This window comes from Achromobacter sp. 1012554356 (assembly GCF_059760815.1).
Genome location: NZ_JCBANC010000099.1, coordinates 1 through 12824 on the forward strand (window position 1 = coordinate 1; position 12824 = coordinate 12824).

At 56.2% G+C, this 12824-nt stretch carries 9 protein-coding genes and 1 tRNA gene; 9 read left to right on the plus strand and 1 reads right to left on the minus strand.

What is annotated here, in order from left to right; genetic code table 11:
* Together AC6LJW_RS28675 and AC6LJW_RS28680 are read left to right on the plus strand one after the other, a co-directional pair.
* Positions 1–1375: uracil-xanthine permease family protein (locus AC6LJW_RS28675; protein WP_498088896.1), on the plus strand; the 1375-nt coding region annotated here is incomplete at its 5' end.
* A gap of 156 nt (positions 1376–1531) precedes the next feature.
* Positions 1532–1616, plus strand: a tRNA-Leu gene (locus AC6LJW_RS28680).
* A gap of 170 nt (positions 1617–1786) precedes the next feature.
* On the opposite strand, the gene AC6LJW_RS28685 is transcribed toward AC6LJW_RS28680, so the two are convergent.
* Positions 1787–3067, minus strand: a complete 1281-nt coding sequence (locus tag AC6LJW_RS28685) for a PDDEXK-like family protein (protein ID WP_498088897.1) — start codon at positions 3065–3067, stop codon at positions 1787–1789.
* 216 nt (positions 3068–3283) lie between these two features.
* Between AC6LJW_RS28685 and AC6LJW_RS28690 the strand changes: the two genes are divergently transcribed.
* From AC6LJW_RS28690 to AC6LJW_RS28720, 7 genes are all read left to right on the plus strand, one after another.
* On the plus strand, positions 3284–3685 hold the full coding sequence (locus AC6LJW_RS28690) for a hypothetical protein (protein ID WP_498088898.1): 402 nt from the start codon (positions 3284–3286) through the stop codon (positions 3683–3685).
* A gap of 576 nt (positions 3686–4261) precedes the next feature.
* The gene (locus AC6LJW_RS28695; RefSeq protein WP_171662983.1) at positions 4262–4495 is read left to right on the plus strand and encodes an antitoxin VbhA family protein; all 234 of its coding nucleotides are present in this window, start codon (positions 4262–4264) and stop codon (positions 4493–4495) included.
* Positions 4496–4752: 257 nt separating this feature from the next.
* Complete coding sequence (locus tag AC6LJW_RS28700; RefSeq protein WP_498088899.1) at positions 4753–6492, plus strand: RNA-directed DNA polymerase; 1740 nt, start codon at positions 4753–4755, stop codon at positions 6490–6492.
* The gene (locus tag AC6LJW_RS28705; RefSeq protein ID WP_498088900.1) at positions 6485–8032 is read left to right on the plus strand and encodes a DNA polymerase; all 1548 of its coding nucleotides are present in this window, start codon (positions 6485–6487) and stop codon (positions 8030–8032) included. Before AC6LJW_RS28700 ends, AC6LJW_RS28705 begins: the two co-directional genes overlap by 8 nt.
* A 739-nt stretch (positions 8033–8771) precedes the next feature.
* Entirely contained in the window at positions 8772–10919 is a 2148-nt protein-coding gene (locus AC6LJW_RS28710) for a LamG-like jellyroll fold domain-containing protein (protein ID WP_498088901.1), read from the plus strand.
* Between the two features lie 353 nt (positions 10920–11272).
* Positions 11273–12016: a hypothetical protein gene (locus AC6LJW_RS28715; RefSeq protein ID WP_498088902.1), complete on the plus strand. Its 744-nt coding sequence runs from the start codon at positions 11273–11275 to the stop codon at positions 12014–12016.
* A gap of 146 nt (positions 12017–12162) precedes the next feature.
* Positions 12163–12792, plus strand: coding sequence for an HAD family hydrolase (locus AC6LJW_RS28720; protein WP_498088903.1), 630 nt, complete (start codon positions 12163–12165; stop codon positions 12790–12792).
* Positions 12793–12824 lie beyond the last annotated feature (32 nt).

Genomic DNA, 12824 nt, shown 5'->3' on the forward strand with positions numbered 1-12824 from the left:
GACCCAACCCGCTCCCCACGGCACGTCCGATGACGCCGACACCAGTCACGACCTGGTCTACGGCCCCGACGACCGCCCCGCGCCCCCCGTCGCATTCGTCGCCGCCTTGCAGCACCTGCTGGCCATCCTGGTCCCCATCGTCACCCCCGGCCTGCTCATCTGCCAGGCCCTGGGCGTCAGCAGCCGCGACACCACCCTGATCGTCTCCATGTCGCTGGTGATCTCCGGCATCGCAACCTACGTCCAGTGCAAGCGCTTCGGCCCCCTGGGCGCGGGTTTGCTCATCGTGCAGGGCACCAGCTTCAACTTCGTCGGCCCGCTGATCGCCGGCGGCTCGGTCATGGTCAAGCAAGGCACCCCGGTCGAAGCCGTCATGGCCGCCATCTTCGGCGTCGTCATCGCCGGATCCTTCGTTGAAATGGGCATCAGCCGCATCCTGCCCTTCGTCAAACGCCTCATCACCCCGCTCGTCACCGGCATCGTCGTGTTGCTGATCGGCCTGACGCTCATCAAGGTGGGCCTCATCAGCATGGGCGGCGGCTTCGGCGCCATGGCAAACGGCACCTTCGCCAGCGCCGAGAACCTGACTCTGTCCGGCCTCGTCCTGGGCACCATCATCCTGCTCAACCGCGTGCCGGTCGTCTGGATCCGCAGCACTGCCCTGGTGCTGGCGCTGGCCGTCGGCTACATCGCCGCCGCCTACATGGGCCGTCTGGACTTCACCGGCGCCCGCGAAGCCGCCCTCTTTCAGGTGCCGGTTCCCCTGCACTTCGGCCTGGGCTTCTCGTGGGCCTTGTTTGTGCCGATGCTGATCATCTACCTGGTCACGTCCCTGGAAGCGATCGGCGACGTCACCGCCACCAGCAAGGTGTCCAAGCAGCCGGTTGAAGGTCCGCTCTGGATGCAGCGCATCAAGGGCGGCGTGCTGGTCAACGGCGCGAATTCGCTGCTGGCTGGCGTGTTCAACACGTTCCCGAGTTCCGTGTTTGCGCAGAACAACGGCGTCATTCAATTGACTGGCATCGCCAGCCGCCATGTGGGCGTGTGGATTGCCGGCATGCTGATTCTGCTGGGCCTTTTCCCGGTTGTGGCCGGTGTCCTGCAAGCCGTGCCCGAACCCGTTCTGGGCGGCGCTGCGATGGTGATGTTTGGCGCGGTGGCCGCTTCCGGGATCAATATCCTGGCGGGCATCCAGCTGGATCGCCGGGCTTTGCTGATCATCGCCGTGTCTCTGGCGCTGGGATTGGGCGTATCGCAGGTGCCGGAGATTCTGTCGCACCTGCCGCACTCGGTGAAGAGCGTGCTGGAATCGGGTGTCGCCACCGGCGGGATTTGCGCGCTGGTGATGAACTGGTTCCTGCCTGAAAAAAAGTGAGGATTGTCGGGGTGCGGTCGGGGTTGATCTGCCCCGGCCCGCCCCCTTGGACGGCAGGTTCGCCCGGCCGTCACCTGACAAGATGAGAAAGACCGCATATAATCGCGGTCTTCGCATCTCCCGCAGCCGTCATCTGGACGCGCTCGCGACCCCCTAGCCCGGGTGGTGAAATTGGTAGACGCAGGGGACTCAAAATCCCCCGCCGCAAGGCGTGCCGGTTCGATTCCGGCCCCGGGCACCATCTGGCCTTCCCATCAAGGCCCATAGCCAACAAATTCGCTTTTATATCAGCGAATTAGCGCTAGAAAAATTTCCCAACGAGTTCCATAAATCCCCCTGGGGTGTACCGAAGCCCGCATTTCTGGGCTCCCTGTCGTGTATGCGAGTCATCGAACGACAATATGCCCGCCTTTAGTGGACTGTCGCCAGTCTCTCATCGAGTTTTGCCATCTCAGATAGCGACTCATCAACGGCCCGCTCGAGCGTCAGGTCTCTTCGCACACGCAACCTGACGAAAGACTGTTCGTGGTCCAAGTTTCCATTACCACCATCGGACAACTTAGCTTTCCCTGCGATTTCTCGTAACACATCCTTCTTCTCGGCTCGCACACTGCTTAGGTTAACGAAGGTGACGACTCTGAACGATTCGCCTGTTTGTGTCACGGTTATGCCAGCCGGGGGGAACCATTTATCGAGTTCCTGCCGGTCGATCAGAGACTCCCACCGCTCGAGCGAAAAGCCGCTGCGGACAATTTTCGGAAGCACGAGAAGATCATCGAATCTGCCTTGTAGCCTAGAGACAAAAGGCCCGAACTGTACTTGACGGATGCAATCGTCCCACACGCGGGTACGGCTCCAATACAGCTGAAAAAGCCGGAGCGTCGCTCTGCCTTCCAAGGTCGACCTCCCCTGCATCAACTGAGCAAGATCACGCGCGCGCATACCCTTCGAGCTACTCGCCGACCATTCCCGCATCAACCCGAGAATATCCGGGTGCTTGCACGCCACGTCCGTAACCAGGCGGCCGTAAGCACTTTTGATCATCGCGTCCTTCGGTTCATCCTCGATCACGCTTCGGAATTGCGCGAGCGCTTCGCGGACATGAGGAGCGATAGACTCGCGCTGCTCCGCTTCCATCAGGAATTCGCTAAGCCAGTCATAGCCAATTGAAATCCATGCAGGGTCATCAGGAGAAGCGATGCGCGAATCCAAAAATATGTGCACGCCAGTGAAGTCCGGAAAGAGCTTCTCGAGATGCTTCCGATAGTGGGAAAGTTGAGAACTTGACTGTTGAGCACCGAACTTGTTCTCGATAGCGATATAGTTGCGCCCTGCATCATCAATCACCAGTACATCCAACGAACGACCTTCGAGCGCCACCTCCGTCGTCACAAGGGAGGCAGAGAACCCCTCGGTCAGAACATTGGACGGCGCTAAGAACCGCCGAGTAGGCAAGGGAATTGTTGCGTCCTTGCTCTCGTACCAAGCCCGAACCAACAATGACCTGATAGTGTGATCACCGAGCCCGTGGCCCTCCGAAGGATCAAGTAGCCAAGCGATGAAGCGCGAGACATTGACCTCTTTGGGATAACAAATGCGCAATGGGTTGCATGATGCCGAGGACGTCACCAGACGCTGAACGCTGGGGTCACCAAAGAAGTATTCAACGAGATCTTCCAGTTTGCCCGACATGACAGTTTGTGCCTATATATGCCTATTAGAAACAGAGAAGTTTAACCGGGGCGGACGGTCCTGCGGTCGCGACCCTCATCATGGCAAAGCTCATTTAGGAATATGCTTGGTCTCGGACCACTGTTTATCGCGGCGCTAATGTTTCCAGTCACCGCGAAATAGTTCGACAAATGGTTTGAGCAGACACTGGCCTACATCCTTGAAATTGCCATCACAATGGTTGTCGTGTCGGTCGGTGTGGCGCTATTCAAGGCGCTGTTCGACAGGGTAATAAGTGCGACCACGGACAATCCCATCAGTTCGTTTGTGCAGATCATCGTTCTTGCCTTGATCATCTTCTTCGCGCAGAGAAAAACGAGTGGCTTAGGGGCGAGACTGGCTGGCGGCATCGCCTTTCACGCTGTGACATTCAGGAGCATGGCGCAGGGTATTGGCAACGTGGTGAATCCTAAGACGACTCGCCGCGATATGCAGTCGGGCATGATGGTTACTGCTGGCCGAACCAACCACATGATTGCAGGCAACACCATGTGGAACCCAGCCTATCGGCAACACGTCTTGCAGAACATGGGCAAGAACTGGGGACCGGCAACGGGCGGCTCCGTCAACGGTAAGTGATGTGCATGTTGCGTCCGCATCGGCCTCGCCATCAGCGAGGCCTTTTCATTTATGCCCGCACATATCTCCGCGCTACGCTTGGGCAACCCCTTCGGTTGCATCCCGCGTCCGTTCTTGCCGGACTGACCGCGGGGGCAGGCCCAGCGGCTTCGCCTTGTTCCTCCCCCCGCCGACAGGCTACATGGCTTCCAGAGGCATCAAGGGTGAAGGCTACGCCCGGTATCCTCACCCGTTCCCTGCGCTGCGCTCCGGGCTGCGGCTTCCGGTCCCGCCCTTGACGCCTCTTCCGGCCCAAACGGCGTCAGTAGCGGTGCTGTCAAGCGGATGACGGGTCAAGGGGTTGGTGCGGCCCGCAGCCCACAGGGCGAGGACACGGCCCCTTGACGCGGCAGGAGCGCCCCACGCTATGCCCGGGGGCAGGAGTTCCGGGCCAAAGGCCCGCAACCCCTGCTCCCGAGGCTCCCGCCGGCGAGGGTGGAGAGTCAATTTCAGCGTACCGCCCTGGAGGTTGCGTGTACCTAAACCAAAATACTCGTACCTCTTGTAAAATCAAGTTACCTACAGCAAGGAGACACCATGGCTGGCGAAGGTAAATGCGGGTTACAGCCCCACAAAACCATATCAGAGACCGAACGCTGTCGACGCCAATCGGCTGTTAACTACGCGCGGGCCTCCGTCGGTCTAGAAGGTTTCTCACTCAGTGAAGCCGATGAGGCCCATGCCCAGCGTTTCATCGATGGTCAGATCAGCCTGCAAGAGTTTGTGCAGCCGCGCGCTGACGCGTTAACGCTCCCAAAGTCTTCGTCATGACGAAGGAATTTAGGGTTTGGGGACTAGTGCAGGATAGGCTGTCGCCGGTTTTTGCATCACAAAAACGTGAAGCCGCATAAGACCAATAGAGGCCTAAACAAGGAGACCATCGTGGAAATAGGTAAATTTTCGCCTTTTGGAGAACCGCTTCAATCCGATTGCTTTCCGCCTAGAACGAATAGCGGACCATCTGTGGTAAATGGTCGCTTCAAGCCCACTATACATTCGTTCTGTGCACGATTTTGAGGCAAGCATTGATGTCACCAAATAGCAGCGTTACTTCTGACATTCGGCATCAAGAACTGGCACTGTCACAAGACAGGGAACATATCGGAAAGCGTGACACAGCCCCTATGGAGCGTGTCGAGATACTTGCGTTCCCCATCGACGTACCTACTGTGCTAAAGCACCTGCATAGAGATATGCGAGACGACTGGTTCGAGGATGCTCTACAGCATCGTGACTTGTTCGCAAGCAAGCAGGCGTTACAGGACGTACTCCATGAAGTTCTACTCGAAGGAAATGGACGCTATAGCGCATCTAAACGGAATGTTTGCGACATTCCCAAGAAAGGCCTTGGAGTCCGGTACGCGCTTGAAACTGACTTCTACGATAGATTTATCTATCAAGCGCTCTGCTCATACTTAATGCCGTTCTATGACCCCTTACTTTCACCTCGCGTGCTGGGTCATCGCTACGACAACAGAAAACGATCAGAAAAAGACCTTTTTAAAGGGCGGATAGAACTTTGGCAAACATTCGAGGGCGTGACAAAAACAGCCTTAAAAAATAGTCAAGCGTTGTTTGCGACCGACTTGATAAACTATTTTGAGAATATAACGACCGATAGCATTCGAACGGCATTCGAGGGACTGATCCCTCAGATAACAGCCTCTGGCCCTGAAAAAGTTCTTATTAGAAATTCAATCAATACACTTTGCGAATTAATGATCCACTGGGGCTATAGCGAGAGGCATGGACTGCCACAAAACCGTGACGCCTCGTCTTTCGTTGCCAATGTTGTCCTAAATTCTGTTGATCAGGAGATGGTTCGCCAAGGCTTTGACTACTACCGCTATGTGGACGACATAAGAATAATTTGCAACACCCCACGCTCAGCACGCCACGCCGCAACGATTCTCATTGGACAACTGCGCACGGTCGGCATGAATATAAACTCTGCGAAAACAAAAATATTAACTGCAGAATCTTCCACAGCTGACATAAGCGAATTCTTTCCAGGTTCTGACGATCGTTCCCTTACTATTGACAGCATGTGGCGGTCGAGAAGCAGACGGGTGATCATTAGGTCGACCAAATACATATTTCAACTGTTGCGAGAATGCATTGACTCCAAACAGACTCAGTCTCGCCAGTTTCGATTTGCCGTCAACCGGCTAATCCGCATAGTCGAAGCTGGAATATTTGATGTACGAGACGAAATCGCCGCTCAACTTAAATCGCTCTTAATTGATTCTTTAGAAGACCACGCTGTTTCCACAGATCAGTATTGCCGACTGCTTAGCATCTTAGGCCTTTCTCCAGAGGATTTGGGAAAAATAGAACAGTTCCTGTGTGATCACGAGCGATCTATCCATTCCTGGCAAAACTATCATCTGTGGCTAATCCTAGCCCGTGGAAAGCACAAAACAGCTCACCTTTTTGCCTTAGCAAAGCGGCGAATTGAGAATGACATTCTTTGCCCTGAAGTCGCAGCGATATTTATCTACCTTCGTTGTGTGGGAGAAGTCTCCTTCCTGGAGGGAATCGCTACTAGTTTTCGATCCACTTGGCCTTACTATCACCAGCGGAACTATCTATTGGCAACAAGCGAATCGGATCGAAATTTAATTAAGCCGGTGGTAGCTCATCTAGGACCTAAACTCAAAGGTACTGTTGCTCGAGCACGAAGTCATTTTCAGGAGGACGTTCCCCTTGTTGAGCGCGAACGCACTCCCATGCTAAAGCTGTACGACGAGCTAAACCCATATGACTAATAAGATTTCTTTACTATTCGTCCACGACTTTACTGATCGAGATGCTGAAAGATTCTATCTTATATCTGAGGACTCGACAGCGGAAGTATCGGCGGAAGCGGTAGTTGCCGAGGAAAGGGAACTAATCTGCCATGACTACTGGCTAATCGCCCCTGCAATTTATAAGAAGACGAAGCGACTTCCCAGGGTAGTTACTGATGTCGAAGAACTCAGAATTTCAACATCTGGAAATAGAGAGGATCGGGAAAATCGTGACAGAAAGGACGTGGGTTCAGAGCTACTGGCACGCGAATATATAACAGAGGAAATGATCGGCAGATACCGTAATATTCTATTCAAAAATGCAGCGTTCGATATTGAAGTTTTTTCATCCGTAGGACGCGCCCTTTTACGCTTATCGGATGATGTCGAGGCGCAGGCGAAAGCTGCGAATGAGTGGGAGCGCTATTCCATGCTAGAAAGGCCGATTGCCGATTACCTCCTTCGATCGGTGGCAAAAGGAATAGCTATAAATACAGAGATGCTGCGCGAGCACAAACAGAATATCGAACATGCCTACTACATGGCTTTAAAGGAATTCTCAGCAGAATACAAATTGCCCCTTGAAGTCCCCTCTGATGACGAAGTTATAGATTACTTGGCCCCCAGAGGGTTCGAGTTCTCCGGCGTTGGTATTGAGTATGTCCTCAATTTTGTGCCAATGCCGGACGGTTTCTCTGAGAAATTACTAGAACTCAAGAAGATCGCCGCGAGTAGGATGGTTCTGAACGCCATCCCCCTGAGTCAAAAGAGAATCTTTCCAATAGTTGATGCTTTCGGGTCCGTCACATCAAGAATTTATTACAAGGACCCCTCGCTTCAGAATCTTTCGAAGCGACACAGAAATATCATCTCACCAGACGAAGGAATGGCACTTTCCTATGTTGACTTCGGTCAGTTCGAAGCTGGAATTATGGGGGCCCTGTCCCAAGACAAGCATATGCTCGAGCTATTTTCAAGTGGCGATTTATATGCTCTCGCTGCCGAGAAAATATTTGCTGATACCGATAGGAGAAAAGCTGCCAAACGTCTTTTTCTTTCCTATGCATACGGCATGAAAAGAAAGAGCCTCATTGACGCTGCAGTGGGTTTTGGTGCTGAACGAGAGGCCGCAAAGAATTTTTTTAATCAATTCTCACGATTTGAACAATGGAAATCGGAAATTTGGTCGGAATTTCAAACCAATGGCCGAGTCGGAACTACTTTTGGAAACTATTTGTCTAGAGCTAGTTCCGCCGAGCTAACGGAGAAGGAAAAACGATCTGCGGTCAGCCAAGTAGTGCAAGGGACAGCTTCGCTTATATTTAAAAAGGCATTGCTGAAACTAAGTCTTGTGAGTGACATTGAATTGAAAGTACCAATGCATGATGCAGTTCTTTTTCAGCATCCGCACACATTTAATCCTCAAGAGGTAGCCGACCTTTTTGCTGATGTCGTCACGGAGTATTTTGGCGGGGAAATTAAAGGTAAGGCGTCGGTCACAGAATTTTTTAATGACTAATCGGGCTTCTGGCCAGATACATCAAGCGAATCGCCCGCTGAGTGGCGACGTGATAAGACATCTTCAGCCTTGAAAAGCTCAAATCGATCTTGCTCGCCACAAGTGCTCTTCCTGCTCAAAAACACTGTAGCTATTTTCGGTACAGTACAGGTACAGCGATCAGTTTCTACCCACTCAGCTAAAATACTCTAACCTACTGATTTAAAACTAGATTTATCTATTTCAACCTACGCTAGAATTCGCCCCATTTCCCTGTACAAACACTGTAAATCACCGACTCAAAATCCCCCGCCGCAAGGCGTGCCGGTTCGATTCCGGCCCCGGGCACCACGAATTCCATGCGTGTGGCGCTGCAAAAGCGCTTATCTCTGCAAATTCCCCTTCAAAGCGTTGTTCTCCACGAAAGTAGCCCCCTAGCTGCCAGCTGAGTTTTGCTCGCCGTTTGGGTCAGAGCCACGGTCGCGTATATCGCTAAGCCGACGTGGCGCATGCCAACACCGCGCCAAAATCCACACTGAGCTTTAAAGAAGCCGCAGTGAACTTGCCCTCCAGTTTCTCGTCGGACTTGGTCCTGGTGACCAGACAACCATGATTGTTTTCAGTCGCGCGTCAGCCTCTAAACAGTGGTATCGACAAGAGCCCGCACGCCCCAAACCAATTAAACAAATCCCCCGCCAACATTCATCATCTCGTCATCCGCCCTACCTAAGCTTCCCGCTTTTTCCAAAGGGCAGCACAGATGGCGAACGACAAGCATGACGGCAAACTTGAGGTTGCCAACAAACTCGCGGCATTGCCGACGGAGGCGGATCCGCGCCGTCGCAGCCTGCTCAAGGCCGGCTTTGGCGCGACGCTTCTGCCCGTAGGCGGATCGCTCCTGCTGTCCGCCTGCTCCAGCGACGACGACGATGACACCGCCGCACCCGAAACGCCCGGTACGCAACCGCAGCCCCAACCCGAACCGCAACCCCAGCCTGTCAACATCTCCAGCTTCGCCGTGGCGGTGCTGCCAGACACGCAGTTCTACTCCCGCTACGCGACCGACGACGAGAATCAGCAATTCATGCGCAAGTACGGCAGCGAGCCGTTCAAGGCGCAGACGCAGTGGGTGGCCGATCACTCCAAGTCGCTGGGCATTCCGTTCCTGATCCATCTGGGCGACGTCGTCGATCAGCAAGGCAAGCCCGATCAGTGGAAGGTGGCCGACGCGGCCATGGCGATTCTGGAAGACGCCAAGGTGCCGTACTCGATCCTGGCCGGCAATCACGATGTGATTCTGGATCGCGACTACGTCGACGCCAGCAGCCAGGGCAGCGCCACGGACGCGCAGCGCAATCTGGCCAACGAGCCTTATCTGAAAACCTTCAGCGCCGATCGCGCGAAGAATCAGGCCACGTTTGGCGGCCGTGATCCCAGCGGCTTTCACGAGTATCACGTGTTCGAAGCCGAGGGCCAGAAGATCATGGTCCTGTCGCTGTCGTGGCGCATTTCGGATGACGCGCTGACGTGGGCCAATCAGGTCATTCGCGCGAACCCGACGCTGCCGGTGATTCTGGTCAACCACCAGTTGCTGAACATCGACAAGGACGGCGTCACGCCGCTGGAAGTGCCCTACGGCCTGATGCTGTGGGACAAGCTGATCCGCGACAACGATCAGATCTTCATGACGCTGAACGGCCACTATCACGGCGCCGCGCATCTGACCAAGACCAATGCGTTCGGCAACGCCGTCGAGGAAATGGTGGTGGACTATCAGATGGCCTATCAGGGCGGCAACGGCCTGATGCGTCTGTATGAATTCGACCTCAGCAACAACGAGATTCGTGTGCTGTCGTTCTCGCCGTGGGTGCCGCAAAAGCCGAAGAACACGCTCAACACGTTCGACCAGGCCATCCTGACCGGCGCGAACGAGCAGTTCACCATCAAGATGGATTTTGCGAAGCGTTTTGGCGGGTTCAACAAGGAATTCAAGGCAGCTACGCCGTCGCACACCGCGCTGATCGACCAGGCGCGCGCGTTGATCCTGGCGAACTACACGGACCCGGTCGCCACCGAGCAAAAGCCTGCCGCCGATGCGGACGATTATCCGCAGGTGTCGGGCACGCTGGCGCACTGGCGCTTCTTTGGCGGCGCCAATGGGCAGGCCGTGCCGGTGGGCGAAGTGATCGCCGACCGTACCGGGTTGAATCCGATGCGCCGCGCCCCGCTGAACGTTGATGGCGTGGCCGGTGCGCAGCTGGGCGACGTAGTCTGGTCCGACGATCACCACTACCTGTCGGCCGCCCCCGGCTCGGTGCGCTTCCTGAACACCGACAAGAACACGGCTCGCATGAGCTACTTCACGACGGATGCGGCGGCCATCATCAATGGTCAGACCTCGCCCAATGGTTACACCGTGGAAGCGTTCATCAAGATCGACCGCGACTGGGTAGCGTCCAAGCACGCGTGGATGAACATCATGACGCGCGACGGCAAGCGCGGCGATCTGGCCGGCTTCTCTGGCGGAGACCCCGAGTCCCCGCCGCTGCTGTTCGCGGTGTCGAGCCTGCGCGAGATCCAGTGGGAAGTGGTGCCGGACGACACGGGAACGCGTGGTCCCAAGGCGAACTGGTCGGGCGAAATCATCCCCGACAAGTGGATGCACGTCGCCGTGGTGAACGATGACACGACGCACGAAACGATCCTGTACGTGGAAGGCGCGCCGGTCCTGCGCAACACCTCGGGCGCTCGCGGACTGGCGGCGCTGGCAGCCAACATGCCGTGGATCGTCGGCGCCGGGTCGTGGGATGGCGCGCGGGCCGATGGCTTCTTCGGCAGCGTCGGTGAAGTCCGGATCGTCGATCACGCCCTGCAGCCGATCGACTGGCTGACCGCGCGCCGGCGTTAATCAGCACACGCGCCGCCGGCCGGTCCGGCGGCGGCGCATTCGCCGGAGTAAACCTGTCCCCGGCCGTCTGCACAATATGAGCGCAAGGCGTGCGGGTGCGATTCCGGTCCCGCGTTCCAGAAGCCTGTTTGGATTGATGTCAGGTCGTACTTGAAACCCGCACAGCTCACGCTCTGCGGCTTTTTCTCGTCTGGGATAATCCACGGATCGTCTACCGTCAGATCCGTCAGGAGCGCGAGATGGCGCTTCGCCAAACCGGTGCCGACACAATGATCATGTCCGTCGAACCCCTGCTTGTGACCATCACATGTGGGTTTACCAGAACTTTTATTAGCTGAGAACTTGTGCCACTGATGACCTGGATTTACCGCTTGTGGCCCACAGGCTTCAGTTGGCTTTCCGCATTGGCCTTATGCGTCTGCTTGCCTGCAAGTGCTGCGCAGGCTACGCCGTCAGCCGTCCAGCCGCCGGCCCTCGTGTGGGGCGCCGTTCCCAGCGCGGATCTCTACCTGTTGGTGGCCAGCCCCCGACTCAGCAAGCCCGAACTGCAACAACTCGTGGCAGACACGATCAGTCGTGGTATTGGCGATAACCTATACATCACCCAGATTTGGAGCAATATGCCGGAACCCATCCAGCTTTGGCTCACGATCGATCTCACCCGGCTTCAAGAAGCCAAGCTTTCCACGGATCAGGCATTGGAAGCACTGGCCTCCAAACTGGATACTTCCGCCCAGTCCACCAAGGGAATCCGCCCGCCCCACTCGTGGATCTATACCGGCGCCACACGCGAGAAGCTCGAAACGTGGAGTGATGCGCCCCCACGCCTGGCGGATGGAACCATCATCAACCCATCGGAATGGACGACGTTGGCGTACCGGCAAGCGCCGGAATCCTGGGAAGCCTGGAACAAGGTTGGGTTAAGCCTTGCGGTGTCCGCAGAGGCACGCCGCGATTCGTTGGAGAGCGTCGTCAGCGAACGCCTCACGGCACTAGCGTCCCATCTACCCGATGACGTGTCGGTACTGATCCTGCCCGCCGGTCCCCGATTGAACGAAGCCCACGGCATATTCGTCACGATCGGGCGCGACGAGTAGCCCCACACCCGGAGCTCCTTCCTCCCTGCTCGCCCGAAAGCCAAGGAATCCATCAAGCTGCCGCAAGTTTTGCCGCTAGAATTCCGTCGCAGACAGGTTGGACATCCGGCCAACCACCGGAAATCTTCATTGGCGCGGGAGGTTCAATGGCAATCAAGGCCGTGGCATTTGACGTATTTGGAACCTTGGTCAACATAGAACGGCCGACCCGACCGTTTCGCAAGCTGGTCAGGCTGCTGCACGAGGCGGGCCGCCCGCGCCAGCGCGACGACGGCATTCGTGCGATGAGCAACGCGATCGACCTGAGGCAAACCGCCAGCCTGTTTGGCGGCGCGGTCAGCGACGCAGCGTTGAACGCGCTTGAAGACGAACTGCGCGAAGAGATCCAGTCGATCACGCTTTTCGCTGATGCCACGCCGACGCTGCTTGCATTGAGGGAGCGCGGCATCAAGGTCGCGCTTTGCTCGAACCTGGCGGCGCCGTATGGGCCGCCGGTGCTGGACCTGCTGCCCTTCCAACCGGACTTCTGCGCATGGTCGTATGAGGCCGGCGCCGTCAAACCGCAGGCCGAGATCTACCAATATCTCTGCGATGGCATTGCGTGCCAGCCCGATGAAGTCCTGATGATCGGTGACACCATCGAGGCCGACATGATCGGGCCTCGGCGATTCGGCATGCACGGCTATCACCTGGACCGGCACGCAGCGACGGCAAATTCCGCTGAGTCCGTGCGATCGCTGAGCGATGTGCTTACCCTGATGGCCGCGCGCCATTGAGCATGAGACGACGGTGAGCAAGGCCGCGGCCC

Bases quoted from the DNA above. Each gene is read 5' to 3' on its own strand.
- AC6LJW_RS28685 (WP_498088897.1), bottom strand. From the start codon at position 3,067: ATGTCGGGCAAACTGGAAGATCTCGTTGAATACTTCTTTGGTGACCCC.
- AC6LJW_RS28690 (WP_498088898.1), top strand. From the start codon at position 3,284: ATGGTTGTCGTGTCGGTCGGTGTGGCGCTATTCAAGGCGCTGTTCGAC.
- AC6LJW_RS28695 (WP_171662983.1), top strand. From the start codon at position 4,262: ATGGCTGGCGAAGGTAAATGCGGGTTACAGCCCCACAAAACCATATCA.
- AC6LJW_RS28700 (WP_498088899.1), top strand. From the start codon at position 4,753: ATGTCACCAAATAGCAGCGTTACTTCTGACATTCGGCATCAAGAACTG.
- AC6LJW_RS28705 (WP_498088900.1), top strand. From the start codon at position 6,485: ATGACTAATAAGATTTCTTTACTATTCGTCCACGACTTTACTGATCGA.
- AC6LJW_RS28710 (WP_498088901.1), top strand. From the start codon at position 8,772: ATGGCGAACGACAAGCATGACGGCAAACTTGAGGTTGCCAACAAACTC.
- AC6LJW_RS28715 (WP_498088902.1), top strand. From the start codon at position 11,273: ATGACCTGGATTTACCGCTTGTGGCCCACAGGCTTCAGTTGGCTTTCC.
- AC6LJW_RS28720 (WP_498088903.1), top strand. From the start codon at position 12,163: ATGGCAATCAAGGCCGTGGCATTTGACGTATTTGGAACCTTGGTCAAC.